The following is a 25,218-nucleotide window of genomic DNA, read 5'->3' on the forward strand; positions in this document are numbered from 1 at the left end:
GCCCCTACGACAGGCCCAGCACGCGCATCGCCAGACCGGCCGCCGGCTTGGGACCGAAGGATGTGGACTTCCTGGGCAACAACACTCCGGCAGCGGCCAGTTCCCACACCGTGTCCTGACCGACCTCGGGCAGCAGGAGCGCGCTGCCGCCGCCCGGAGCGGACACGGCAGCCGTGGCCTGACGTACGCCATGGAGGTACGTCACGGCGCCGGGCAGGTCGGGGACGGACCAGGCATGGCGGAGCAGCAGGAGGTCGCTGACGCCGGCGGGGAGCTGCGCCCACTGGCTGGGATGATCCGCGAGGGCTTCGCTGAGGGCCCCGGGGTCAGGGTCGGTGATGCTCCAGGCCTCTCCCCCGCCGGTCAGTACGAGTTCGCCGGGCGCGGGCGGACGCGGTCCTGCGGGGAGCGGGAGGACTCGGGCCACTTCGGCCGCGGCGCGTGCGGCCTTCTCCGGTTCCAGTGCCGGCAGCACTCGGTGGATCGCGGAGAGCCGCAGAGGGTACGTCGCGATATCGACCAGCAGGGCGAGACTGCCGGCCCACCAGCCTGCCGCGTCTCCGCCCAACTGGAGGCAAGCGGCGTGGCGGTGGTGCCCGTCGGCGATCAGTGCCTGCCTGACGGACAGCCCACGGGCGAGGAGTGCGAGTTCCGCCGGGTCGTCGCATACCCACAGCGTGTGGGTGATCGGCCCGATCCGTGCGACCGCGCCCGGCGTCCGACGGGTGACGTGGTCCACGAGCCGGGCAGCCGCCGGCTCCATGCCTCGGTGCGCCAGCAGCAGGGGTTCCAGTTGGGCGCGGAGCCCTGACATATGGGCGGCACGCTGATGGACGACATGGGCCGACACGTCTTCGTGCGGCAGCAGTTGCCCCGCCCGGCGTGGCAGCGACAAGTCGCCGATCAGACCGCGTTGGAGGATCCGCGCACCGCGCTGTTGCTGGTAGACGTACAGGGCGGGCCGCTCGTCCCGGCGCAGCACACCGCGTCGCAGCCAGCGCCCCAGATCCCGGGCGGCGCCCTGCGGCGCGTCCGCGTACAGCAGGCGGGCCACGTGGTGAGGGTGGCGCCGAAGCGCACGGACCCGGGCCGGGTCGAGGTCGTCGTAGGGCGGAGCGAGCATCTCGGACAAGTCGGCTGCGCGGTGCGCGTCGTAGCGCACCGCGCGGAAGGGCCGGAGCCGCAACGGGGTCGGTTCGGGAAGGGATTCGGTCAGGGAAACGAAGGGGGCGGGCATCGAAGGCTCCCGGTTCAGGCAGGTCGAGCAGGGGCGGGGCACGCTGCGGTGCCCCGCCCCCGGGCCGGTGGGCCGGTGGGTCAGACCGTGGCGGTCAGCGGCTCGGATGCGGGCGGTGCCGCCAGCCGGCCGGTTCGGTGCAGGCCGTACAGGGCGGCCGCGCAGGCCAGGCCGAGCGCGCACAACGTGAGCCACGGCAGCGCGGGCATGCCGGCCGCGCGGGCGGCGTCGAGCGCGGCGCCTGTGCCCAGGTTCCCGACGGTGATGCCGATACCGCAGATGGTGTTGTACAGCCCGTAGTGGGTGGCGACGAGCCGGTCACCGCTGAGACGGACGATGGTGTCCATCTCGAACGGGTAGGCGATCATCGTGCCGACGGCCAGCAGCAACGCGGCGAGCGTCGGGGGCACGGCCGCGAGCAGCCACAGCCCGATCCGGGACTGCGGTACGGGTACGGCGGTGGCAGCCAGGAGCGGAACGAAGGCGAGGCCCATCGCCGTCAGCCCCCGCACGAGCGCCTGTCCGGGCTCGTACCGCGCCTTGCACCACGCCGTCACCCGTGTCTGGCCGAGGATCGTGCTCAGCCCGGACACGGCGAACAGCACCGCCACCGCGGCCGTGCCGAACTCCCCGTCGCCGCCGAGCCGACGGACCTCCAGGGGCAGCGCCAGGTAGACCTGGAAGGACAGGACGTACGACCCGATCATGGCGACGGAGAACAACACGAACGGCCGGTTGGCGAGGATGCCGCGCCACTGGGCGAGCACGCCCTGACCGCCGTCGCTCTCCTGCCGCCCGGCGTCCTCGGCCCGCCGGGCGGGCAGCGCGCGGATCTGTACGACGCTCAGCAGCGCGAAGATCCCGGCCGCCACCAGGCAGGTCACGCGGAAATCGACCCCGGTCAGCACCATGCCCACCAGCGGGCCAAGCAGGATGCCGGCCTGGTAGAACACGTTGAACAGGGCGAACGCCTCGACCCTGCGCTCCCCCGCGTCGGCCGCGAGGTAGGCCCGTACCGCCGGATTGAACAGCGCACCGGCGAGCCCGGTGGCCGCGGACGCGGCCAGCAGCGCGGGCAGTGAATCCACCAGCCCGAGCGTGGCGAAACCGAGCGTACGCAGCACACACCCCGCGACGATCATCGGCTTGTAGCCGAGCCGGTCCGCGAGCGTCCCGCCGACCAGGAACATGCCCTGCTGACTGAAGTTGCGCACACCGAGGACGAGTCCGACGATCCACCCGGCGAGTCCCAGCGTTCCGGACAGATGGGCGGCCAGGTACGGCATCAGCATGTAGAAGCCGAGGTTGATGGTGAACTGGTTCACCATCAACAGCTGGACACTGCGTTCGTACGAGCGGACCTGGGTGAACAGCCCCCTCACCGGCCCTCCTCGCAGGACTCGGGCCCGGCAGCCGGCGCGACCTCGGCGGCGTCGCGCTCCGCACCTCGCAGAGCGAGGGGATCGACCACGGTGGTGCACCGGGTCCAGCGCGTGACCTCCTTCTCGTCCAGGCGGCCGATCAGCTCCGGTTCGGGCGCCGGCGGCGAGTCCAGCAGGCCGTGGGCGGCGCAGTAGTCGTCGTCGTAGACCGTTCCCAGGTAGCGCTGCGGACCGTCGGGGAAGATCGCGACGATCCGTGCGTCCGCGGGCATCGTCCGGGCCAGCCAGCCGGCCACCAGCGCGACCGCGCCCACACTCCAGCCACCGGTGGCGTAATGGGAGGCGGCCAGTCGGCGGCACGTCCACACCGCCTCGGCCGGGGCCACCCAGTGCACTTCCGAGAAGCTCCCGTAGGCGACGTTTCGGGGATAGATGCTGGAGCCCAGCCCGCGCATCAGCCGCGGCCGGGCGGGCTGGCCGAAGATCGTCGAACCGGTGGTGTCCACTCCCACGACGGTCAGCTCCGGGTAGAGCTGCCGCAGCACCCGGGAGACGCCCGCGGAGTGGCCGCCGGTGCCGACACTGCACACCAGCACGTCGATGTGGCCCATCTCGGAGCCGAGTTCGAGGGCCAGCGGCGTGTAGGCGGCGACGTTGTCCGGGTTGTTGTACTGGTCCGGGCACCAGGCATCCGGATGCTGCTCCAGCAGCCGCTGCACGCGTTCACGGCGCGCCTGCTGCCAACCGCCCGTCGGATGCGGCTCCGAGACGACGTTGACCTGGGCTCCGTACGCGGTCAGCAACCGGGTCATGGACGACTCCAGGCCCGGATCGGTGACCAGGGTGACCGGATGGCCGTACACCATCCCGGCCAGAGCCAGCCCCAGACCCAGGGTCCCGCTGGTGGACTCGATGATCCGTCCGCCGGGCCTCAGGTCACCGCGCGCGCGGGCCCGCTCCACCATGTGCAGCGCCGGACGGTCCTTGATGCCGCCGGGGTTGAACCCCTCAAGCTTCGCCCAGAAACCACGTCCGGCAGGGGCCAGCGGCTCCGAGACCCGCAGCAGTGGGGTGTTGCCCACCAGGCCGGACAGGGCGGCGGACCCGCCCGGGGCGACCGCGGGCTTGGTCGATGACTGCATGTCTGTGTGCTCACTCTCGCTCGATGAATACCGGGTGCGGGTTCATCTCGCGTGTCATGGCCCTGAAGCAGACCGGGGGTCCGCGCTCAGGCATGGGCACGCGGCAGCCGAGAAGTCGGTCGGCTGCGAGCGAGTGGCCTAGATCCGCCACCGCGACGTGACGACGAGCGCCACACGGCCGTTGCGTGCGCGGCGACGTCTACGGCGTTCATGCCGTACGAGGGGTCGTCCCAGCGACAGGGACACGGCGAGGAGCACGACGACGGCCGGCGCGCCGAGCGGAAGATCCTCACCGGACTGAGCCGCGGTACGCACGATCACGTCCGCCACACAGTCCTCGGCCCCGTGGGGAGCGTGGGGTCCATGAGGTTCCTCGCCCGGAGCCGTCGCCGAGAATCCGGCCGTGTCCGGCACCGGCGCGTGCGTCTCCTCGGACGCGCAGTGCATCACGGCGCACAGAATGAGCGCCATCACGAAGGTGCCGCGGATCGCCGAGACCAATCGGCGCCACGACGGTGAACCGCGTGTCGCCCAGGGGGCGTTCGCAGACGTACGGGAAGGTGTCGGCACAGGTCCTCCGCGCTGCCGCCGCGTCTCCGGCAAGGGCGGAGCGAGGCGCAGACATGGGTGGGGGGCAGGACGGCTTCGACGAACGTGACGGCCCATCATGAACACGGGACACGACACTCGTCGCGCACCACCAGCCGAACCGGTGACAGCCGGCAGGCCGGTTGGAGGAGTCCGTACCTCCTAGACCTGCTGCACCACGCAGACCGCTCTCAGCGCGGCGGGAGACGCACCGTCCATGGGCCTACCAGCGGCCGGCCCACGCACGGTCGAGCCACCGTGGGAACTGGTCGATTCGCGGACCGACGCCGCACAGCAGGGCGACACCGGGGCAGGACTCTGCTGAGGCTGTCCGGGTGCGCAGTGCTCGCCGGGGTGGGACGTCCCATGGCCGCCATGATGATCGTCGGCGTCGGCGTCGGCGGCGAACAGCCGCGCAGGCTCGTCCGCTGCGTGACGAACGCCATCGGCCTGCACTGCGGCGGGGATGGCTGCGCTGGTCGAAAGGTGCCCCTGGACACTCTCCACGTGAATGCCGTGTGTCACGAGGAAGCCGGACAGCAGCACGGCCATGGCCAGCACGCGCAGCAACGGACCCGCACCGGAGCGGGTCCTGACGATGCGCCAGGGCGACCAAGCCGTAACCATGCCGTGATCCTAGCGGCTCGACGGCAGTGATCGAACACCAGCTCCGAAACCCTGGTCGAACCCGTCATGCGAATGGCTTGTTCGCTGCGGCGAGTGCGCCCGGCCGCCTCCAGGAGGAGCCTCCTCACGCACGGTCGCCGTCACGACAGCGGTGACGGCGAGCCTGTCGAGCGTCCGCCTTTCGGCGAAGGTCGAACGGCAGTGTCCGACTGTGCGGCGTGGCGGACCCGTTGGTACTTCTCACTGATCCGTGGAAGCCGTTGTCCCGCTGATCGTCGACGGTGTGCTCCCTCGGGCCGAGGACGCGTTGCTCCCCGGGCCAAGACCATCGGGCCGACCGTGGTGGCGACGAACGAGTCGGCGCCCGCAACGGCTGAAAGTGTCGAAGGTGGGGGGTGTCGCATGAGCGACTCCTGGCGGTTGAGCGCGCCGTGACCGGCGCGCTCAACCATTGGAACCGCTCCCACTGGTGCGAAGGACGGTAGCGCCGAGTGGCGTGGTTGCCCAGGGGACTGCTGAACTTTCCTGGAACTGAACCGCTTTGAGCCTTCGAGTCTTCAAGCGTCTTGACCGCCGCTACCCGCATCTCCATGATGGGAGCGCTCCCGCTGGCCAAGAGAGGGCGCTCTTCTCTCTCCCCCCACGTCCATTGCGGAGGAGCCGCATGCAACCATCACGCCACCAAGCCCGCCGCGGGGTACGCGCCCTGTCCGGTGCGCTGCTCACCTCCCTCGTCGCCCTGGCAGCGCTTCTCACCGGCGCTTCGACGTCGCACGCCGACACAACGATCTGCGAGCAATTCGGCTCCACGACCATCCAGGGCCGGTACGTCGTGCAGAACAACCGCTGGGGGACCAGTCAGCCCCAGTGCATCACCGTCACGGACTCGGGCTTCAGAGTTGCCCAAGCCGACGGTTCGGTCCCGACGAACGGTGCCCCGAAGTCCTACCCGTCCGTGTACAACGGCTGCCACTACACCAACTGCTCCCCCGGCACGAAGCTCCCGGCGCGACTGAGCACCATCGCCGACGCGCCCACGAGCATCTCCTACAGCTACGTGGGCGGCGACGCCGCGTACAACGCCTCGTACGACATCTGGCTGGACCCGACACCCCGCACCGACGGCGTGAACCGGACCGAGATCATGATCTGGTTCAACAAGGTGGGCCCGATCCAGCCCATCGGCTCCCAGGTCGGCACCGCCACCGTGGGCGGACGCATCTGGCAGGTGTGGTCGGGCAGCAACGGCTCCAACGACGTGCTGTCCTTCGTCGCGCCGTCCGCGATCGACAACTGGAGCTTCGACGCCATGGACTTCGTCCGGCAAGCCGTCTCCCGCGGACTCGCCCGGAACGACTGGTACCTGACGAGCGTTCAGGCAGGCTTCGAGCCCTGGAGGAACGGCGCCGGACTGGCGGTGAACTCCTTCTCCTCGACCGTCAACCTCGGCGGCGGCTCCCCCGGCGGTCCCGGCACTCCCAGCGGACCCGCGGCATGCAAGGTGGCCTACAGCACGAGCGTGTGGCAGGGCGGCTTCACCGCCGATGTCACCTTGACCAATACGGGTTCCTCGCCGGTCAACGGCTGGAATCTCGCGTTCACGCTGCCCGCTGGGCAGACGATCACCAGCGCGTGGAACGCCGGGATCTCTCCGTCGTCGGGGGCGGTCAAGGCCGGCAACCTGGCGTACAACGCGTCCCTTGCACCCGGTGACCAGGTTTCCTTCGGCTTCCAGGCCTCCTACAGCGGCAGTTTCGCCAAGCCGTCCGCCTTCAGCCTGAACGGCACTTCCTGCACCCCGGCTTGACGTCCTCAGGGTGATTAACCCGACCGGGACACCGGCCGGCCGCCCCACTGCCGCGCGCACACGGGACCAGAGTCACGTATGCCCACGCGGAACCCGCCCTCCAGGCTCGTGCCTGAGGGGCGGGTCCCGCCTTTCTCACGAAGCATCCGTATCGGGCTGGTCGAGTGCATCCCACCCACGCACGCCATGGACGTGAGCGGTCTTCGGGTAGGAGGTCTCGGAGTGGAAGCGAGGACCGATCTCGAAGAGGTCGATCATCAGGAAGAGCGGGTAGGCGGGAGACTGAGGCATCCGTTTCAGGATGACGCCCTCGCAACCGATGATCGTGCCCGACGGCCCCCACACAGCCGTCCAGGTGTGGGGTTTCGAGGCGTCGAGAGGAAGGACGACTTCCGTCACGTCGGTGGTGAGCCGCCCGTCCGAATGCGCTTTCATCCCGCACCGGGCGCGGCTCTTCCTCTCGCCGACAGCGTCGGCGTCGATCTCGAAGACACAGATCTCACCGCTGTCCCCCTCCGACAGATGCTCCGTCCCCACAAGCCATGCCGCGAGCATGCACCCCTCGTCCACGCTCGCGCTCACCGTCACCTCCACCCGTCCGGCGGTGGGTGCCCACAGCAGCCGCTCGGGGGTCTCCGTACGGACGACGAGTCCGTCGGAACGGTGGCGATGCGTGCCCCGGTGCGAGCCCGCTGGGCCGGAGAAGACCCCGGTCTGCACGTTGGACACGCGAAGCGGAGCGTCTTCCTCTCGCCAGTCCGGCTGGTCGGCGTCAATACGCAGCCGCAATCCGGAATCGTCGATGTCGTAGCGTGCCCGAGACCGCTCGGGTGACGTCCAGTGGGGCAGATAGTGATCGACCCAGCGATCTTTCCTGAGCTGCGCAGCGGTGAAGTCGTCCTCGAAATCAGGCTCATGAGCCGGAGCATCAGGCAGACGCAGACTGTCAGCACCCATGACACGATCGTCTCAGACTGCGGCTCCCCGCCGAATCGGTGCTGCTCACCGGTGTCCGCGGAACGAGTTCGGTCACGGTCAGGGGCCCACCTGACAGCGCCGCAGCTGCGAATCGCCTGAACGCGACGACGTGCAGAGCGCAATCGCTCATGAACGAGGCGAACCAGACGTCCTCTTGACCCACGGAACTCAGGTCACGCCTGGAAGCCGTGTGCCCGGTTCCGCCGCCACGTAAGATCGGATGATCTCGTGGGGGAGGTGGTCATGGGCAGGCGACGCCCCGGTACGCCAACACTGGAAGAGGTGGCCGCTCGCGCGGGGGTGGGGCGGGGCACGGTCTCCCGTGTCATCAACAACGCGGCCGGCGTGAAGGAATCGACGCGCGAAGCCGTGCAGCGAGCCATCCAGGAATTGGGGTACGTGCCCAATCTCGCGGCCCGCTCCCTGGCCGGACGGCGCACCGATGCCGTCGCTCTCGTTCTGACGGAGCCCGACTGGAGGGTGTTCGCCGAGCCGTTCTTCTCGGAGATCGTGGGCTCACTCGGGGACGCGCTGACGGACACCGGGATGCAACTGATGCTGACCCTGGTCCGCTCGGACACCGAGCGCAAACGCTTTCTGGAGTACGCCCGCGGCGGCCGCGTCGACGGAGTCCTGCTGTTGTCCGTGCACGCGGGAGACCGGCTGCCGGACATGCTCGCCGAGGCACGGTTGCCGACCGTGATGCTGGGGCGCCGCTCCGGCGACGAATACGTCAGCTACGTCGACGCCGACAACGTGGGCGGTGCCCGCAGCGCCGTCTCCCATCTGCTGGCACGGGGCCGCAGAGCGATCGCCACCATCGCGGGGCCGTTGGACATGTACGTCGCCCAGTGCCGGCTGCGTGGCTATCAGGATGCTCTGGCGCTGGCCGGCCTGACGTACGAGGAGTCCTTGGTCGCGGAGGGTGACTTCACGGAGGAGAGCGGGCGCCGCGCCATGGCGGAACTGCTCGCACGGCATCCGGAGATCGACGGCGTACTCGCCGCGTCGGACACCACGGCGGTGGGGGCTCTGCATGCACTGCGTGCGGCAGGGCGGCGGGTACCGGAGGACGTCGCAGTGATCGGTTTCGACGACTTTCCACTGGCTCAGCGCACCGAGCCACGCCTGACCACGGTGCGTCAGCCACTGGAGGACATGGGGCGGGCCATGATCCGGCTGCTGCTGGAGGACATGGAGGAGCCGTCGGTGGCCTACCGCCACGTCATCCTCCGTACGGAGCTACAGGTCCGTGATTCCGCCTGAAGAGCGTCGGCGCCCGCCTGGTGACCCGAACGGAGACATCTGTCAAGAGTTTTGGGAGCGCTCCCGATCGCTGCGTCGTGCTGGGTCGTGCTGTGTCGCAGGCTATGGCGGGCGAGTCCTCACGGCAGTTCCCACGCTTGCAGCCAACCGCCGCTGGTGGAGACGAACACCATGCGGCTCTCAACGGCGGGTTGTCCGCGGCCTTCTTCGCTCCACCGCGCCGGCAGCTGGGCCGTACTCCGGCGGGTGCGCGGATCCCACGCGTGCAGTACACCAGTAAGGTCACTGGCCCAGATCCGATCGCCCGCCATGAACGGCGTGGTGGAAAAGGCGCCGCCTGCACTCTTGCGCCACAGCTCTCTTCCAGAGAGCGGATCGAGGGCTACAAGCCGCCCTGGGTCGAATGCGGCGATGCAGACGGCGTCGCGGGCGACCAAGGGGGCCGTACTGATGCGTCGGGCGACCTGAGTGTCAAACAACGGGCGTCCCTTTTTGCCCGTCCCAGGCCAGCGCCCGGCCGCACCCCGTAGTCAGATGAACCGTCGTGCGATGGTAAGGGCCCAGCGCCCCGAAGCCGGGATGCCGGGCCCTTACCGAGGTGCGATCAGGCGGGGCGGATGTTCTCAGCCTGCGGGCCCTTCTGGCCCTGCGTGACGTCGAACTCGACCTTCTGGCCCTCCTGCAGCTCGCGGTAGCCCTGGCTGGCGATGTTGGAGTAGTGGGCGAAGACGTCGGGGCCGCCGCCCTCCTGCTCGATGAAGCCGAAGCCCTTCTCGCTGTTGAACCACTTCACTGTGCCCTTGGCCATGACTGTCTCCTTCGAGGGAAACCGGGCACGCATCCTGCGCGACCGGGAGGTGATAGCCCTGGTCCGGAGAGGCGCTGAACAGCAAGAACGCCCGTGAGGCGATCACGGGCGAACGAAACTTCGGAACCACGACTGCTGATCACAACGCTATAACGGCATGACGGAAGCCGCTAGCGCAAACGCGCCAGCATCCGGCCGGAACGAAGGGCTGGATCGCCCGTGAGACTCGGCCGATGGTGATCAAGCTGTTTCGCGCCCTTCTTCTGCACAGGGCTGCGGCTAGGCGTGGCCTCTCCCCGCCGCCGACTGTTCTCCGGGTGGGCCCCACCGATCATGCGTGACCGGCCCCTCCCCCCACGACGTCACCTTCGACTTCCCGGAACCGGCTCGATACCGCGGACGAGCCGCCCCCGCGCGACCTCGTCGTCGAGTTCGATGGGGCACCACATCGGCTTCCTGCATGGCGGGCGAGGGCGGCAAGCGCTTCTGACACCGCCATCTGTCTGCCCGGCGAAGGAAGCTGCCTCGGGTCCCTCTCAGCCCACTTGCTCCTGAGCGCCGAGGACACCCGAGTCTCGACTACTGCGAGTGGACCAGTTCCGAGGCCCGCCGGGAGGCAGCGAACGCCGGAAACCACGACACGGTGCACGAGATCCTCTCCAGCACCGGGCGAACGGTTCGGCCACGGAACGTGGTACCGCTTTCACCGCTCCCTGTCCCCGGTCGCCGGCGTGATCCGATGGTGTCGAGGCACGCTGCGGGTGCCCCGCTCCGTCGGGAACTGGAGATCGCACAGGCAGTGGATCACCCTGTCCCGCTCTCCGGGTACCGTCAGGGTATGAGTCATCCGCACCCCGAGCTGAAAGCCGCCCCGCCCCTTCCCGAAGGAGGGCTGCGGGTCGTCGCCTTGGGCGGCCTAGGTGAGATCGGCCGCAACATGACCGTCTTCGAGCACGCGGGCAAGTTGCTCATCGTCGACTGCGGCGTGCTGTTCCCCGAGGAGACCCAGCCCGGCGTGGACGTGATCCTGCCGGACTTCACCTCGATCCGGGACCGGCTGGACGACATCGTGGCCGTGGTCCTCACCCACGGCCACGAGGACCACATCGGCGGCGTGCCGTACCTGCTGCGCGAGCGGTCCGACATTCCCCTTGTCGGCTCCAAGCTGACGCTGGCATTCCTGGAGGCCAAGCTCAAAGAACACGGCATCCGGCCGCGCACGGTGCGGGTGCGGGAGGGCGACCGGCGCGGCTTCGGGCCCTTCGACTGCGAATTCGTGGCGGTCAACCACTCCATCCCCGACAGCCTCGCGGTCGCGATCCGCACCCAGGCCGGGATGGTGCTGCACACCGGCGACTTCAAGATGGACCAGTTCCCTCTCGACGACCGCATCACCGATCTGCGCGCCTTCGCCCGCCTCGGCGAGGAGGGCGTGGACCTGTTCCTCACCGACTCCACCAACGCCGAAGTACCCGGCTTCACCACCTCCGAGCGAGAGCTGAACCCGGCGATCGAGCAGGTGATGCGCACCGCGCCGCGCCGGGTCATCGTCTCCAGCTTCGCCAGCCACGTGCACCGCATCCAGCAGGTCCTGGACGCCGCCCACCAGCACGGCCGCAAGGTCGCCTTCGTCGGCCGGTCGATGGTCCGCAACATGGGCATCGCCCGCGACCTGGGCTATCTCAAGGTGCCGTCCGGCCTGGTCGTCAGCACGAAGGAGCTGGAGAAGCTGCCGGACCACAAGGTCACCCTGGTGTGCACCGGCTCCCAGGGCGAACCGATGGCCGCGCTGTCACGGATGGCCAACCGCGACCACATGATCCGCATCGGCAAGGGCGACACCGTCCTGCTCGCCAGTTCCCTGATTCCCGGCAACGAGAACGCCATCTACCGGGTGATCAACGGACTCACCCGGTGGGGCGCCCACGTGGTCCACAAGGGCAACGCCAAGGTGCACGTCTCCGGGCACGCCAGCGCCGGCGAACTCGTCTACTGCTACAACATCGTCAAACCCCGCAACGTCATGCCGGTGCACGGGGAATGGCGCCACCTCCGGGCCAACGGCGACCTCGCCATCCGTACCGGTGTCGACCCCGAACGGGTCGTCATCGCCGAGGACGGCGTCGTCGTCGACCTGGTCGACGGGCGGGCGTCCATCACCGGCAAGGTCCCCGCCGGCAACGTCTACGTGGACGGCATGGAAGTCGGCGGCGCCACCGAAGCGTCCCTCAAGGACCGCCTCACCCTCGCCGCCGAAGGCGTGGTCACCGTGGTGGCGATCGTCGACGCAGACACCGGCGCCCTCGCCGAGGCCCCCGACTTCCTGGCCCGCGGCTTCGTCCACGACGACACCACCTTCGAGCCGGTCATCCCCGTCATCGAGAAGACCCTGGCCACCGCGGCCGAGGAAGGCGTCGGGGACGCGCGCCAACTCGAACAGCTCCTCGCCCGCGCCGTGGCGAACTGGGCGTTCCGCACCCACCGTCGCAAGCCGCTCATCATCCCCGTCATCATCGACGCCTGAGCCGCGGCCCGGCAGCACGGTCCGCGGTTGCGGTGGCAGCCCCGCGAGCATCGAGGTCGGGCACGCCCGGACCGGACGGTGGCGAAGCCGCCGGGCTCAACGAGGCGGATCGCCTCGCCGTGGGCGGCCGGCAGGTCCGCGAGGGAGGCAGTGTTGCGGGCGACGGCCCTGTCGCCGCGCTCCAGGGCCGCCTGCGCAAACTCGCGGCCGAAGCCGCGGGAGGAACCGGTGACATGGCGGCGGTGCATCCCGCTCAGATGTTGCACAAGATCGGACAGCGTCCACTCGGGGCAGGCCGGCACCTGCACGTCGTGGCTGGGCACGAAGGCGACCGCTGCCCGGAACGCGACCGTCTGTGCGTCGTTCAGCCGCAGCAAGACGGGCAACGAATGTCCTTGCCACCCGGAGGTCTACTTCTACCGTCACCCCGGACAACCGCAGTCGATGTTCACAGCGGTACAGGGGCACGCAAGGCGCGCGACACCCGCCGCGCACCTCGGACAAGGCAGTGCCCTCATCCCTGAATTCCAGTTCGGCGGCGCCACCGACCCGAGCCAACCGCATCTGGGCCATTCCCCCAGGCGAGTCCCCGGCTACGCCCGCCCGCGACGCGCGCACGGGCATGCGCACGTCGCGGGCCACTGCACGGGACGCGCGAGTGGATAGCGCGAGTGCCGGTGAAGCGGTTAGATCGCGGGACTCATCGACTCAGCCGCCGCTCTTGCGCCTGAACGACCGCTGGCTCGCAGCCGGGCCGTGCGCCGAACGCACCTTCGATGCATCGGACTTGGCGGCAACATCAGCGGCATCCGCCTGCGCACCGCGCTTGCGCGCAAGGGCTTCGCGGAACTTGCGCTTGAGGTCGTAGTTGCCCTCGCTGTCCGGCTCCAGAGGGGACGTCTCGGGGGCAGCCGGCTCCGAACCTTCCGTAGATACGGGCTCTGCGGTCATGGTGATCTCCTGGGTTCGGGGTGTGGGCAAGCACAGCTTGTCATGCCGGGCGCAGTGCGAGGCACCGGCAACATCATCCTTCTCCGTTTCGGCGGGCATCCCTCCCGCGGTCAAAGGCGTTGACTTCGCAGGTGAGGCACACAGGACGGCTTCGGGCCGGGCCGAGGGTCGTCGATCCCGTGGCCAGGCTGCCAGGGCAACGGCCCTCAGCCGTTGCGACGCACGAGGGCGGCCCTGCGGGCCTCGGCGAGCTTGCGGGCCTCGCCCGCCTTTCGGGACTTGCCGCCGGCGCCGCGGGAGGTGCCCTTGCTGGTGCCGAGGCCGCGGAAGGGAGCGTTGGTGTTCTTGGGTCGGGGGACGGCGGGCCCGCCGTCGAGCGGGATCCCGGAGGGAGTCTTGGCGCCGGTGATCCGGCTCAGCTCAGCCTCGCCCGAGCGCACCTTGGTGACGGTCGGCTCGATGCCGGCCCCGGCCATCATGCGGCTCGTCTCACGGCGCTGGCCCGCCAGCACGAGCGTGACCACGCTGCCGGACTCACCGGCGCGGGCGGTGCGGCCCGCCCGGTGCACATAGTCCTTGGCATCGGTGGGCGGGTCGACGTTGACCACGAGATCGAGGTCGTCGACGTGCAGGCCACGGGCCGCGACATTGGTCGCCACCAGAACGGTGATCTGGCCGTTCTTGAACTGCGCCAGCGTCCGTGTGCGCTGTGGCTGGGACTTGCCGCTGTGCAGGGCCCCGGCGTGCACCCCGCTGGCCCGCAGATGCCGGGTGAGCTGGTCGACGGCGTGCTTGGTGTCGAGGAACAGCAGTACGCGGCCGTCGCGGGCGGCGATTTCCGTGGTGACGGCGTAGCGGTCAGGGCCGTGGACGACCAGGACGTGGTGCTCCATCGTCGTGACCGTGCCCGCGGCCGGGTCGACCGAGTGGACGACGGGGTCGTGGAGGTAGCGGCGGACCAGTTGATCGACGTCGCGATCGAGAGTGGCCGAGAAAAGCATCCGCTGACCGTCGGGGTGCACCTGGTCGAGCACGTCGGCAACCTGCGGCAGGAATCCCAAGTCGCACATCTGGTCGGCCTCGTCCAGCACGGTGATTCTCACCCGTCCCAGGCGGCAGGCGTTGCGCTCGATCAGGTCGTGCAGGCGTCCGGGGGTGGCGACGACCACCTCGGCTCCCTGGCGCAGCGCGGTGACCTGCCGGCCGATCGACGTTCCGCCGACGACCGTGGCGATCCGCAGCCGCAGTGCCTCGGCGTACGGCGCCAGCGCCTGGGTGACCTGTTGGGCCAGCTCCCGGGTGGGCACCAGGATCAGAGCGAGGGGCTGCTTCGGTTCGGCACGCCGCCCGGCCGTCCGTGCGAGCAGCGGCAGGCCGAAGGCGAGCGTCTTGCCTGATCCGGTGCGCCCGCGTCCCAGGATGTCGCGCCCCTCCAGGGCGTCGGGCAGTGTGGCGGCCTGGATCGGAAAGGGTTCGCGCACCCCGAGTTCGCTCAGTGTCCGCAGCACCTCCGTCGGCAGGTCCAGACCGGCGAAGGTGACGGCCGGGAGCAGCGCCGGGGTCGTTGCCCCGGGCTGGGCGGGACTGCCGTGAGCGATGCCGGAGTCATTGGGATGCTTCATGAACAGCCTTCCGTAAAGGAACGTACCGAGGAAGGCTCGGCAGGTTTGAACAGCCCACGCACAAGCCGAACGGACAGACAGAATCGCCCACCACGACGACCACGCAAACGCGTGAGACTAACACATGGCATACCTCGCGCCGTTGATACCGATCGCCCCTGCTGCGGGTGCAGGTCAGCAAGCCGGACGCGGGAGACGCGGCGGCACAGCAGAAGGCGCTGCTGTCATCAAGTCCGCGCTCTGGAACATGCCGGGTGTTCCGATCACGGCGCTGAAGGGTCCCGTGCTGGCGGATGCGGGCGAGCCGGTCCTGACCGCGCCCGCACGCGAGCCCGGCATGCCGGTGCTTGCCGGCTTGCGTATCGAGGCGAGTCATGAGGCGATCACGCTGACCGCGACTGACCGGTACCGGCTCTCCACCCGAACCCTGGTGCCGACTGAACCACCGAGGTAGGCGTGGGCCGACACGGTCAACGGCGATGAGATGCGGGCCGCGGTCGCCGAGATCCGCCGCTGCGGGCTGGTGCGACTGCCGCGGGATCGGGCCCACGTGGCCGACCGGGAGGACCGGCGTTGCCGTTTGCTGGTCGAGGAGTTCCCGACTGCTTCACCGCTGCTCTCTCGCTCACCATCTGGCAGATCTCACGGAGATCCCGCCCGGGCCCTGGCCTGGGACGTCCGGGCCTTGGGGGCAGACCGCCGGCGCAGGTGATCACCGCGCCAGGGCAGAGGAGCCGGCACGCACGGAGCGCGCGGCGCCCAGCGGCTCCTGCAAGCGGCCACCATGCAGGCGTAGCCGTTGCCCTGCGAACCGGCACACCGCGTCATTCCGAAGGAATGCGAAACTCGAATTCGGGACGGTCCCACGGCACGGCGGGCGGGTTCGCGAGCGCGGTCCCGGTCCGCACTGCACCTACGCGGTGGTAGAAGTCCGCGGCGGGAAGGTGCGAGACGACCTTGAGACGGTCGATCCCGGCACCACGGGCCTCGGACTGCATGTGCGCCACAAGCAGCCGTCCAATACCTCGTCCTTGCACGTCGTCGGCGACGAACAGCAGGTCGAGCTCCGGTGGAGCAAGAACGAGCGAGTAGAAACCGAGGACCCGGCCTCCCTGCTCGTCGGCGCCGACGGCCACAAAGGCACGGTGGGCCTCGATGTAATCAGGACCGACCCGGTAGCCCGCGACTGCGGCTGCGTACTTACCCTCATAGGCGCCTGAGCCACGCACGAGCCGCGTGAGCCGTTTGGCATCCCGCGCGACCGCCCTCCGTATCGTGACCGGCTGGCTGATCGGGGAAGTGCGTGAACTCATCGGGAGAGTATTTCGCACCGGGAAGTGCCTTCGTGCGGCGGGTCCGCTGCTCGCGTAGGCGGTTCCTGCACCGCTCCCCGGAACCCCTCACCCAGGCCCCGCTCGGCCACGTCACTGCCGCCGAATCGCCCCGGCAAACGCCCACGTACACGCAGATCATCGTGGCCGAACACGCCCGACGCCGCCTGTGCGAGGCCGCCGCGCACCCGATGCACCCGGTACGGGACGCCTCCCGCGCCCCGCGCCTACCACACTGGCCGAGGCCGACGCTCTCGCCTCCGTCGTGGACGCCATCGCCGCGTCCTTCCCGACTCGCTCCGGATCCCTGCTCCGCATCCCCGCACAAGCCCCTGCACGGCGACGAACAGGCCGCCCAGGAGGAACGGCTGCTGCTCGCCACGGGCCGCCGCGCCCGACCGACATCGAGCAGATGCGGTCCCGGCCGCGGAGGCCAGGACCGGCGTCCGCGTAGACCGACAGGTCACCGGTGGCCACGACGAACTCCGCAAAAGCCCCGTCGGGATGTTCCCAACGCTGTTGGTAAACCCGTCCCGCTGGATCTCATCCGGCGGGACGGATTGCTGCAAAGGGTGAGACTCGGGTGCGGGCGAGAGGTCTGCCAGTGGGGTAGGCGTCGAGGCGGGCGAAATTAGGCGACTCAGCTGGCGCCGCGGACTCGGGCGTCGGTGCCGATCACAGGGCGGGGACGCTCCTGGGTGCTGGTGCTGTATCAGGCGGCCGATCTCGGCAGCCTAGTACGAGCCAACGGAGCTGGGCCTGGGCGGTAATCACCGGATCAGTCGCAACGAACCGGATCCACCGCGCCCAAGTGGCCAGCTTGCGGTCAGCTTCGATCACGTCGAACGACAACCTGGGCACAACGTCGACCAGGTCACGGCCGAGCCGCGCGAGGTCGGACTCCCACCCGACGTACGTGCGGGGGCGAAGACGGTGGAGGCGAGGCCGCCGGCGAGGGTGACGACGGTGAGGGCCCTTATGTGGTGCGGGGCGAACCAGCGGGTGAGAGCGGCGGCAGCGGGTTGGTAGAAGGTAGCGGCCATCGCACCTCCAGCGAGTAGCCAGCCGATGGCGAAGACGGGCAGGCTGGGCGCGGCGGCTACGCCGAGGAGGCTGAGCGCGCCGAGGATGGAGCCGATGGTCATCACAACGGGCGGGGACCATGACGATCGATGATCCGGCCGATACGGATTCCGGCGAGGGCCGAGACGAGCAGCGCGGCCGAGAACGATGCCGTTGTGGCTCCGGCAGGCGAGCCGGTTACGCCGATGAACTGGGGGGTTCAGCACGGGGAAGGCGTAGTAGACGATTCCCCAGCTGGTGATCCGGGTGACGCACAGGGCGGGCAGCGCGGCGGGGGGCCGTGACCAGTCCCCCGTCCCGGTCACGGCCCCGCTGGTGTGGAGGTCGGTCATCGGTGGGTCAGCAGCAGCCGCCCGCGGCCACCGGCTCCTTCGAGTCGCTGTCGGCGTCGATGGGGCCGGCGCAGCAGGTGCTGCCCTGCTGCTTGGCCAGGGTGTCGGCGTCGGCCTTGACGACGTAGACCTCCCAGGGTTCCTGGCCGGGGCCGTGGACCCAGACCTTGTCCTGGAGGGCGTAGCAGCAGGTGGTGTCGTTCTCCACGCCGGTGGCCAGGCCCGCCTCGCTCAGGCGGGTGGTGGCTTCGTGGACGGCGTCGGTGCTGTCGACCTCGACGCCGAGGTGGTCGAGGCGGGTTGTCTCGCCCGCGGTGCCTTCGATGAGGACGAGTTTGAGCGGGGGCTCGGCGATGGCGAAGTTGGCGTAGCCGTCGCGGAGTTTGGCGGGCTCGGTGCCGAACAGCTTGCTGTAGAAGGCGACGGACGCGTCGAGGTCGGGGACGCGCAGGGCGAGTTGTACGCGGGTCATGGCGAACCTCCTTGGGTGGATGGGGAGTTCAGCAGCCGCCGGGGACGGCAGGGGCACCGATGCCGATCTGCAGGGTGGCCGGAGCTGCGCAGCAGCCTCCTCCGCCCCCGCTGCTCTGAGCAGCGTCGGGGTCGTCGAACAGGCCCGCGCCGCCGCACACTCCGGTCTCCGGGAGGGTGAGCTCGACGCGCTCGGCGGCCTCGCGGTCCCCGGCGATGGCCGCGGTGATGGAGCGGACCTGCTCGTAGCCGGTCATCGCGAGGAAGGTGGGAGCCCGGCCGTAGGACTTCATGCCGACCAGGTAGACGCCCTGCTCCGGGTGGGAGAGCTCGTTCACGCCGTGCGGGTCGACGGTGCCGCAGGAGTGCACGTTCGGGTCGATGAGCGGGGCCAGCGCGGTGGGGGCCTGGAGGCGTTCGTCCAGGCCGAGGCGGATCTCGGAGAGGAAGGACAGGTCGGGGCGGAAGCCGGTCAGGACGATGACCTCGTCGACCGAGTCGAGGCGGCGGCCGTCCTCGGCCACGAGGACGAGCAGGTCGCCGTCGCGTTCCACGGACTGGATACGGAAGCCGGTGGCGGCGCTCGCGTGACCCGCCTCCACGGCGGCCTTGGCACGCAGGCCAAGGGCGCCGCGGGCGGGGAGCTGGTCGGCCTCGCCGCCGCCGTACGTGTTCTCGCCGATGCCGCGGCGCAGGATCCACACGGCGTGGGTTTCGTCCTCCTCCTTGGCCAGGTCGGCCAGGTAGGCCAGGGCGGTGAAGGCGGAGGCGCCAGAGCCGATCACTGCGGTGCGCTTGCCCGCGTACCGGGCGCGGACAGCCGGGTCACCCAGGTCGGGGACGCGGTAGGAGATGCGATCGGCAGCGGTCTTCTCGCCGAGGGCGGGCAGGCCGTCGGCGCCCATCGGGCGGGGGGTGGACCAGGTGCCGGAGGCGTCGATCACCGCGCGAGCGGTGATCCGCTCCTCGTGGCCGTCGGCGAGCTGGATGTGGACGGTGAAGGGCTGCTCGTCACGGCCGGAGTCGACGATGCGGTCCCGGCCGGCGCGGGCGACGCCGGTGACCGTGGCGCCGTAGCGGACCTGGTCGCCGAGAACGTCGGCGAGCGGCTGCAGGTACTGCTCGGCCCAGTCACCGCCTGTGGGGTAGGTGGCGCCGTCGGGGTGAATCCAGCCGGTCGGGGCGAGGAGCTTTTCGGCGGCCGGGTCGGTGACCTCGGCCCAGGGGGAGAACAGCCGCACGTGCGACCAGGCCCGTACGGCGGTCCCGGCCGACGGCCCGGCCTCCAGGACGAGCGGTTCGAAGCCGCGCTCGATGAGGTGAGCGGCGGCGGCCAGGCCGATCGGGCCGGCTCCGACGACCACGACGGGTAGCTGGTCAGTGGTGGGCGCGTTCACGAGATTCCCCTTTGCTTCGACATTCGTCGATGGCTTGCGCAGCCCAGCATGGCACCTGTATTGATGGACGTCAACATAGACATTCATCGAATCGGGAGGATGAGGCTTGTGGAGCAGGTCGACGTCGCGGTGATCGGGGGCGGCCAGTCCGGGCTGGCCGCCGCGCACGCTCTTCGCGGGCAGGGGCTTCAGCCGGTGGTGCTGGAGGCGTCGGAGCGGGCGGCGGGGTCGTGGCCGCGCCACTACGACAGCCTCACCCTCTTCTCGCCCGCCCGGTACAGCTCGCTGCCCGGCCTGCCGTTCGGCGGCGACCCGGACCGCTACCCACACCGCGACGAGGTCGTCGCCTACCTGCTGCGCTGCGCCGACGAGCTGGACGCCGAGATCCGCACCCGGACCCGGGTACGTGACGTCCGCCTCGAAGACGGCGTGTTCATGCTGGGCCTGGAGAGCGGCGGGGAGCTGGCGGCGCGGGCCGTGGTCGCTGCCACCGGGACCTTCGGCCGCCCACACAGGCCGGAGCTCCCGGGGCTGGCGACCTACACCGGCACCCTGCTCCACGCCGCCGACTACCGCGCCCCCGAGCCGTTCGCCGGGCAGCGGGTCGTGGTCGTCGGCGCCGGGAACTCCGCGGTGCAGATCGCCGCCGAGCTCGCCGGGCGGGCGCGGGTGACGCTCGCTGCGCGGCATCCGGTGCGGTTCGCCCGCCAGCGCACCCTGGGCTCCGACCTGCACTGGTGGCTGGCCCACACCGGGCTCGACACGCTGCCCATCGGCCGCTTCCTGCGCACGCCGCCGACCCAGTGGGTCATCGACGACGGCCGCTACCGGGCCGCCGTCACCTCTGGACGGCCGGACCGGCGACCGGTGTTCACTGGCGCCAGCGGCACCAAGGTCACCTGGGCCGACGGGACCACGGAGGAGGTGGACACCGTCCTGCTGGCCACCGGCTACCGGCCCGACCTGGTCTACCTCGTACCGCTCGGCGCCCTCGACGCATCCGGGCATCCTCGCCACCGCGAAGGGATCTCACTGACGCATCCGGGGCTGGCGTACGTCGGCCTGGAATGGCAGCGCAGCCTGTCATCGAACTCCCTGCGTGGGGCGGGGCGGGACGCCGCCCGGATCGCGCGGCACATCGCCGCTCACCTCGCCCGCCTATGAGACCGGTCTCCCCCCTCGCCCGCTTGGTTCGACATATGTCAACATAGATGCATGTCGAACATGAAGGTGCTGCCGCTGCTGGAACCCAAGGTCCCCGAGGCCGTGGCGCCGTGCTGCCCGCCGCTGACCGAGCGCCCGTTCACCGCGGAGGAGGCCGAGACGGCCGCGCGGATGTTCAAGGCCCTGGGCGACCCGGTGCGGCTGCGGCTGTTCTCCGCGGTCGCCTCGCACGAGGGCGGCGAGGCGTGCGTGTGCGACATCTCCGACGTCGGCGTCTCCCAGCCGACCGTCTCCCACCACCTGAAGAAGCTCAAGGAGGCCGGACTGCTGACCTCCGAGCGACGCGGCACCTGGGTCTACTACCGGGTCGAACCGTCCGTGCTGGCCGCGATGGGCAAGCTGCTGACCATCGCGCCGGTGGTGGCCTGACACCGGTCAGGAACCGAGGGAGTACGCCACCGTGTCCAAGCCGACCAGCGTGACCGTCGCGCCCATGACCGCCGCGCACGCTGACGAGGTCCTGGCGATCTACCAGGCAGGCATCGACGAGGGAAACGCCACCTTCGAGACGACCGCGCCGACCTGGCCTGCGTTCGACGCCGCGAAGCTGCCACAGCACCGCTTCGTGGCCCTCGACGAGCACGGGGCAGTGCTCGGCTGGATCGCCGCCACGAAGGTGTCCGACCGCTGCGCCTACGCCGGCGTCGTGGAGCACTCCGTATACGTCGACCCCGCTGCCCGAGGCCGCGGGGTTGCCTCCGCCCTGCTGAAGGCGCTGATCGACTCCACCGAAGCGGCGGGGATCTGGACCATCCAGTCCGGCATCTTCCCCGAGAACACCGCAAGCCTCGCCCTGCACGAACGCGCGGGCTTCCGCGTCATCGGCACCCGCGAGCGCATCGGCCGCCACCACGGCCGCTGGCGCGACGTCGTCCTCGTCGAACGCCGCAGCTTCGCTGTCAGGTGACTTCTGCCCATCCGGTTCACGGTCGGCCGGCTGATGTGGTGCGAACCGTGTCAGTCGTGCGCTGGGCACAGGGTGAGCTGGGCACGGTCGAAGTCGTAGTGCTGGGTGGGGTAGCGGTATAGATCCGCGCGGGTCATCCAGTCGTGGAAGTAGGGGTCCCAGCGGGGCGGGTAGTGCATGCCATGGCTGAGGAAGGCTGTGCTTTCGCGGTCGAGGCACCGATGGAGCGCAGCGAGGGTGCGGTCCAACTGCGCTCCCCTGCGGCGGTGGTTGAAGTAGAGCGAGCCGGCCACGGAGCTGACGTAGTTGATGACGTGGAACGGTCCGGTCGCAGCGTTCAGCAGACGGGCGAACGTCCTGCCCACGGTGCGCGGCAGTCTGGCGAAGAGATCAGCAGGAGCAGCCCGGCCGTCGCGACGACCTCACCCAGCAGCAGATGACCCGCCGACCGGTCATGAGTGGACCACTTCACCAACGGCTCGCCAACCATCGCATCCGCCAGGATCGCGCCCGCGATCGCACCCACGACCTGCGCGGGCACGTAGACGGCTACTTCGCGTGGCGTGACCCCTGCGCCGCCGCGCCGCGCGGTCCACCACTCGGCCGGCGTGACGACCGGGTTGAAGTGCGCGCCGGAGACCGGGCCGAGCAGGAGGATCAGGATGCCGAGACCGAAGACGGTGGCCGTGGAATTGGCCAGCAGTTGCAGGCCGACGTCCTTGGCCAGGTCGGTGGCCTGGGATGCCGGAGCCGACCACGACCGCCACCAGCAGCGCCGTGCCCATGAGTTCGGCTGCGGCCCGGGCGACCAGGGGGTTACGCGGTGGGGTGGCACCCGGCGCGGGCCCGACGGAGGCGGGTTCAGCAGCGGCTGTCGCGGAGTCCGCGGTCGGGGCGGCTTCGGCGGCGGTCATGGGCAGGCCCTCTTGTTCTCGGCGGCGGTTCGAGCGGACTCGGCAAGGTCGGCGAACTGCCAGCGAGCAAGGCGACGACGTCGGGCTTGAGCCGGTAGTAGGTGAACCGGCCGCACGGCTCAGTCTCGACGACCCCGGCCTCGCACAGCACTCTCAAGTTCTTGGAGAGGTTGGTCCGCCGGGCACCGGTCTCCTCCACCAGGTGGGTGGTGCACAGCATCTCTTTGGCGAGCAGGGTCACGATCTGGCCAACTACTTCACGCACCTCGGACACTCGCCGCACCGCCTCGGCGGTCGGTCCCGGCAGTATCAGGAGCGACCTGCGGCACAGCGCAGGCAGCATTACCGAACGGCGGGCCAGCTCGGCGTACGTGACAGTCTGACGGTGTTGTCACGGGCGACGCACCGCAGCGCGACCTTGTTGCCCCCGTCCGGGCCCGCGTGCCGGTCGACCGCCTCGTACGCCATGTTCAGCCCGCCCCCGGGCTGCCCGGCCAGTGCGGCGCGCGCCTGCGCCCATGTGAACGCGGAACGAGCACGGTCGTAGTCGGCGAGGTTCGGAGTGACGTCCGGCGCGATGTCCTTGCGGACCGTCTCCCAGTGCATGGGCGCTCCTCCCGACGCCTGCCTCTGCTTCCAGAGTGGCCGAGACCGGCTCCTGCCGCATTGCGGCACCGCCGGATGCATCACCCGTGATGGCGCCGGTGAGCGTGACGACCGCGTCCGGATGCGCCGCACACGGCAACCGGTCTCGGAGGTGGCAGCTGCCCACGCGGACACGCCTCCGGACGGGCCCGGGCTGCGCTCGCGAGGTAGCGCCGAAGCGGCAAGGCTGGTAATGAGCCCACCCGGCGGCGAAGGAGCTGATGACCATGACGACCCTGGTGGGATTTCCGGACCGGCCGGTCCAGGTGAACGCCCGTATCGACTCGCCACTGTCCCGATGGCTGTGGCTCGTGAAGTGGATCCTCGCCATTCCGCACTACGTGGCGCTGTTCTTCCTCTGGATCGCGTTCTTCGTGGTGACCGTGATCGCGTTCTTCGCCATTCTGTTCACCGAGCGCTATCCCCGCGCCCTGTTCGACTTCAACCTGGGCGTAATGCGCTGGAGTTGGCGGGTCGCCTACTACTCGTACGACGCCCTGGGCACGGACCGATACCCGCCGTTCAGCCTGGGCGAGGAACCGGACTACCCGGCACGGCTGGACATCGCCTATCCACAGCGGCTCTCCCGCGGCCTGGTGCTGGTGAAGTGGTGGCTCCTGGCCATCCCGCACTACATGGTCATCGGCTTCTTCACCGGGGGCACCCACCTCGGTTGGTGGTCCGGCGGGCTCATCGGCGTACTGACGCTCATAGCGGCCGTGATCCTGGCCTTCACCGAGAAATATCCCAAGGACCTGTTCGCCCTGATCCTCGGACTCAACCGATGGGTCCTGCGGGTCGCCGCGTATGCCTCTCTGATGACGGACACATACCCACCGTTCCGCCTCGACCAGGGCGGCTCTGAGACGACCGCTCCGCAGGAACGGCCCTGAACGCGACCGTCTGCGTCGGAGGCACTCCACGACGGCTGCACGGACTGCTGGCCCGCCCGGGTGTGCACCTGCTGCTGCAACACGAGGCCGAGCCACTGCCGGACACGGCGCTCGGTCCCCACGTCACCGTCCTCCGGCTGACGAACAGCCCAGGTCACGGACTGGTGGCCGTCCGCCCGGACGGCCATGTCGGCTTCCGGTGCGGGACCGTCGACGCGGCCGGGCTGAGGGACTGGCTGTCATTGATCGGCGCCGCGGCGCCGTCGGCAATCCGCCCATGACCGCCGGACGACGGAGCGCGATGTTCTCCGCGGTGACGGGCCGGCAGGGACTCTCCGCTCCTGGCGTCGCTCGTGCCGGGTGGCCCATACGGCGACTGCGCGGGCGAGGGGGCACGGGCCAGGGCGGGCAAGGACTGGCTATCCGACGGCCCTCAGGAGTCAGGCAGACCGGTTTGTCCGGGCCTGCGTCGAGAGCGACGGTGGAAGGAGGTGCCGAGGCAACCAGGGAGTGGGTGACCGTCCATGCGAGCACTCGTCTACCACGGCCCTGGTCGGACGTCCTGGGACAGGGTCATGGATCCGGCGATCGAGGATCCGACGGACGCGATCGTGCACGTCGCCGCCACCACCATCTGCGGCACTGATCTGCACATCCGGCACGGAGACCTGCCTGAGGTGAAACCAGGAACGGTCCTCGGCCACGAGGCCGTCGGCGAGGTGGTGGAAGTCGGCCGCGAGGTTCACTCTCTCACCCGAGGCCAACAGGTGATCGTGTCGTCCGTCTCGGCGTGCGGCCACTGTGAGTTCTGCCGTGAAGGCACATACGGACAGTGCCACGGCGGAGGCGGGTGGATTCTCGGGAACCTGATCAACGGCACGCAGGCCGAGTTCGTGCGCGTCCCCTTCGCCGACTACTCCCCCCGTCGCCCAGGCGCCCTGGCACCCGATGACGTCGTACTGCTCGCCGAACTCCTTCCCACCGCCTGAGCCCTGCCCGCCTTGGTGGCGGGAACCGCCGTCCAACAGGGCGGACACCACCGAACCTGCAAACGCCTACGCAAGCGCCGGACCTTGGAAAAGCCCCCCG

The 25,218-nt window shown here is 69.9% G+C and carries 22 protein-coding genes and 4 pseudogenes; 9 read left to right on the forward strand and 17 right to left on the reverse strand.

Going from position 1 to position 25,218, the window contains the following annotated elements; genetic code table 11:
• Nucleotides 1-4: 4 nt before the first annotated feature.
• The 4 genes from ACFYNL_RS20865 to ACFYNL_RS20880 all read right to left on the reverse strand — a co-directional run bounded on the left by ACFYNL_RS20865 (nucleotide 5) and on the right by ACFYNL_RS20880 (nucleotide 4,232).
• Nucleotides 5-1,237 (reverse strand): DUF1015 family protein, encoded by a 1,233-nt coding sequence (locus ACFYNL_RS20865; RefSeq protein ID WP_388805532.1) that lies wholly within the window; start codon nucleotides 1,235-1,237, stop codon nucleotides 5-7.
• 80 nt (nucleotides 1,238-1,317) lie between these two features.
• The gene (locus ACFYNL_RS20870; RefSeq protein ID WP_388805535.1) at nucleotides 1,318-2,619 is read right to left on the reverse strand and encodes an MFS transporter; all 1,302 of its coding nucleotides are present in this window, start codon (nucleotides 2,617-2,619) and stop codon (nucleotides 1,318-1,320) included.
• Nucleotides 2,616-3,761, reverse strand: a complete 1,146-nt coding sequence (locus ACFYNL_RS20875) for a PLP-dependent cysteine synthase family protein (RefSeq protein WP_388805538.1) — start codon at nucleotides 3,759-3,761, stop codon at nucleotides 2,616-2,618. Before ACFYNL_RS20875 ends, ACFYNL_RS20870 begins: the two co-directional genes overlap by 4 nt.
• A 138-nt stretch (nucleotides 3,762-3,899) precedes the next feature.
• A complete protein-coding gene (locus ACFYNL_RS20880) occupies nucleotides 3,900-4,232 on the reverse strand; it encodes a hypothetical protein (RefSeq protein ID WP_388805541.1) in 333 nt (110 codons plus the stop codon).
• Between the two features lie 1,408 nt (nucleotides 4,233-5,640).
• Between ACFYNL_RS20880 and ACFYNL_RS20885 the strand changes: the two genes are divergently transcribed.
• Nucleotides 5,641-6,783: a cellulose binding domain-containing protein gene (locus tag ACFYNL_RS20885; RefSeq protein WP_388805544.1), complete on the forward strand. Its 1,143-nt coding sequence runs from the start codon at nucleotides 5,641-5,643 to the stop codon at nucleotides 6,781-6,783.
• A gap of 135 nt (nucleotides 6,784-6,918) precedes the next feature.
• On the opposite strand, the gene ACFYNL_RS20890 is transcribed toward ACFYNL_RS20885, so the two are convergent.
• Nucleotides 6,919-7,740, reverse strand: coding sequence for a hypothetical protein (locus ACFYNL_RS20890; RefSeq protein ID WP_388805547.1), 822 nt, complete (start codon nucleotides 7,738-7,740; stop codon nucleotides 6,919-6,921).
• Nucleotides 7,741-8,004: 264 nt separating this feature from the next.
• Between ACFYNL_RS20890 and ACFYNL_RS20895 the strand changes: the two genes are divergently transcribed.
• A complete protein-coding gene (locus ACFYNL_RS20895; RefSeq protein ID WP_388805550.1) occupies nucleotides 8,005-9,027 on the forward strand; it encodes a LacI family DNA-binding transcriptional regulator in 1,023 nt (340 codons plus the stop codon).
• A 119-nt stretch (nucleotides 9,028-9,146) separates the two neighbouring features.
• Here the strand turns inward: ACFYNL_RS20895 and ACFYNL_RS20900 are convergent, their stop codons facing one another.
• Both ACFYNL_RS20900 and ACFYNL_RS20905 read right to left on the reverse strand, forming a co-directional pair.
• A complete protein-coding gene (locus ACFYNL_RS20900; protein ID WP_388805553.1) occupies nucleotides 9,147-9,506 on the reverse strand; it encodes a PQQ-binding-like beta-propeller repeat protein in 360 nt (119 codons plus the stop codon).
• Between the two features lie 125 nt (nucleotides 9,507-9,631).
• On the reverse strand, nucleotides 9,632-9,835 hold the full coding sequence (locus ACFYNL_RS20905) for a cold-shock protein (protein ID WP_014670069.1): 204 nt from the start codon (nucleotides 9,833-9,835) through the stop codon (nucleotides 9,632-9,634).
• 838 nt (nucleotides 9,836-10,673) lie between these two features.
• On the opposite strand from ACFYNL_RS20905, the gene ACFYNL_RS20910 reads away from it, so the two are divergent.
• On the forward strand, nucleotides 10,674-12,359 hold the full coding sequence (locus tag ACFYNL_RS20910; RefSeq protein WP_388805556.1) for a ribonuclease J: 1,686 nt from the start codon (nucleotides 10,674-10,676) through the stop codon (nucleotides 12,357-12,359).
• A 708-nt stretch (nucleotides 12,360-13,067) separates the two neighbouring features.
• Here ACFYNL_RS20910 and ACFYNL_RS20915 read toward each other — a convergent pair.
• Nucleotides 13,068-13,310, reverse strand: a complete 243-nt coding sequence (locus ACFYNL_RS20915; protein ID WP_388806239.1) for a DUF5302 domain-containing protein — start codon at nucleotides 13,308-13,310, stop codon at nucleotides 13,068-13,070.
• Nucleotides 13,311-13,516: 206 nt separating this feature from the next.
• On the reverse strand, nucleotides 13,517-14,932 hold the full coding sequence (locus tag ACFYNL_RS20920; protein ID WP_388805559.1) for a DEAD/DEAH box helicase: 1,416 nt from the start codon (nucleotides 14,930-14,932) through the stop codon (nucleotides 13,517-13,519).
• 124 nt (nucleotides 14,933-15,056) lie between these two features.
• Here ACFYNL_RS20920 and ACFYNL_RS20925 point away from each other — a divergent pair, with 124 nt between their 5' ends.
• Entirely contained in the window at nucleotides 15,057-15,386 is a 330-nt protein-coding gene (locus ACFYNL_RS20925) for a hypothetical protein (RefSeq protein ID WP_388805562.1), read from the forward strand.
• Nucleotides 15,387-15,756: 370 nt separating this feature from the next.
• On the opposite strand, the gene ACFYNL_RS20930 is transcribed toward ACFYNL_RS20925, so the two are convergent.
• From ACFYNL_RS20930 to ACFYNL_RS20945, 4 genes and pseudogenes are all read right to left on the reverse strand, one after another.
• On the reverse strand, nucleotides 15,757-16,245 hold the full coding sequence (locus tag ACFYNL_RS20930; protein ID WP_388805565.1) for a GNAT family N-acetyltransferase: 489 nt from the start codon (nucleotides 16,243-16,245) through the stop codon (nucleotides 15,757-15,759).
• A 938-nt stretch (nucleotides 16,246-17,183) separates the two neighbouring features.
• Nucleotides 17,184-17,678 (reverse strand): annotated as a pseudogene (locus tag ACFYNL_RS20935) (MFS transporter); the annotation flags it as partial.
• A gap of 7 nt (nucleotides 17,679-17,685) precedes the next feature.
• Complete coding sequence (locus tag ACFYNL_RS20940) at nucleotides 17,686-18,150, reverse strand: ArsI/CadI family heavy metal resistance metalloenzyme (RefSeq protein ID WP_388805568.1); 465 nt, start codon at nucleotides 18,148-18,150, stop codon at nucleotides 17,686-17,688.
• 28 nt (nucleotides 18,151-18,178) lie between these two features.
• On the reverse strand, nucleotides 18,179-19,546 hold the full coding sequence (locus ACFYNL_RS20945; protein WP_388805571.1) for an FAD-dependent oxidoreductase: 1,368 nt from the start codon (nucleotides 19,544-19,546) through the stop codon (nucleotides 18,179-18,181).
• 108 nt (nucleotides 19,547-19,654) lie between these two features.
• Between ACFYNL_RS20945 and ACFYNL_RS20950 the strand changes: the two genes are divergently transcribed.
• The 3 genes from ACFYNL_RS20950 to ACFYNL_RS20960 all read left to right on the forward strand — a co-directional run bounded on the left by ACFYNL_RS20950 (nucleotide 19,655) and on the right by ACFYNL_RS20960 (nucleotide 21,677).
• Nucleotides 19,655-20,710, forward strand: coding sequence for a flavin-containing monooxygenase (locus ACFYNL_RS20950; RefSeq protein WP_388806240.1), 1,056 nt, complete (start codon nucleotides 19,655-19,657; stop codon nucleotides 20,708-20,710).
• 51 nt (nucleotides 20,711-20,761) lie between these two features.
• Entirely contained in the window at nucleotides 20,762-21,139 is a 378-nt protein-coding gene (locus tag ACFYNL_RS20955; protein WP_388805574.1) for an ArsR/SmtB family transcription factor, read from the forward strand.
• 64 nt (nucleotides 21,140-21,203) lie between these two features.
• A complete protein-coding gene (locus tag ACFYNL_RS20960; RefSeq protein WP_388806242.1) occupies nucleotides 21,204-21,677 on the forward strand; it encodes a GNAT family N-acetyltransferase in 474 nt (157 codons plus the stop codon).
• 50 nt (nucleotides 21,678-21,727) lie between these two features.
• Here the strand turns inward: ACFYNL_RS20960 and ACFYNL_RS20965 are convergent, their stop codons facing one another.
• The 4 genes and pseudogenes from ACFYNL_RS20965 to ACFYNL_RS20980 all read right to left on the reverse strand — a co-directional run bounded on the left by ACFYNL_RS20965 (nucleotide 21,728) and on the right by ACFYNL_RS20980 (nucleotide 23,197).
• Nucleotides 21,728-22,042 carry a hypothetical protein gene (locus ACFYNL_RS20965; RefSeq protein WP_388805577.1) on the reverse strand — a complete coding sequence of 105 codons (315 nt, stop codon included), beginning with the start codon at nucleotides 22,040-22,042 and terminating at the stop codon, nucleotides 21,728-21,730.
• Nucleotides 22,043-22,065: 23 nt separating this feature from the next.
• Nucleotides 22,066-22,591: pseudogene (locus ACFYNL_RS20970) on the reverse strand (aquaporin); the annotation flags it as partial.
• A pseudogene (locus tag ACFYNL_RS20975) lies at nucleotides 22,588-22,811 on the reverse strand (ArsR/SmtB family transcription factor). The pseudogenes ACFYNL_RS20975 and ACFYNL_RS20970, both read right to left, overlap by 4 nt.
• Nucleotides 22,812-22,933: 122 nt before the next feature.
• Nucleotides 22,934-23,197, reverse strand: coding sequence for a hypothetical protein (locus ACFYNL_RS20980; protein ID WP_388805580.1), 264 nt, complete (start codon nucleotides 23,195-23,197; stop codon nucleotides 22,934-22,936).
• Between the two features lie 266 nt (nucleotides 23,198-23,463).
• Here ACFYNL_RS20980 and ACFYNL_RS20985 point away from each other — a divergent pair, with 266 nt between their 5' ends.
• Together ACFYNL_RS20985 and ACFYNL_RS20990 are read left to right on the forward strand one after the other, a co-directional pair.
• On the forward strand, nucleotides 23,464-24,129 hold the full coding sequence (locus ACFYNL_RS20985) for a DUF4389 domain-containing protein (RefSeq protein WP_388806244.1): 666 nt from the start codon (nucleotides 23,464-23,466) through the stop codon (nucleotides 24,127-24,129).
• Between the two features lie 524 nt (nucleotides 24,130-24,653).
• Nucleotides 24,654-25,115: pseudogene (locus ACFYNL_RS20990) on the forward strand (alcohol dehydrogenase catalytic domain-containing protein); the annotation flags it as partial.
• Nucleotides 25,116-25,218 lie beyond the last annotated feature (103 nt).

The sequence above is a fragment of the Streptomyces sp. NPDC007808 genome (assembly GCF_042868655.1).
GTDB lineage: Bacteria > Actinomycetota > Actinomycetes > Streptomycetales > Streptomycetaceae > Streptomyces.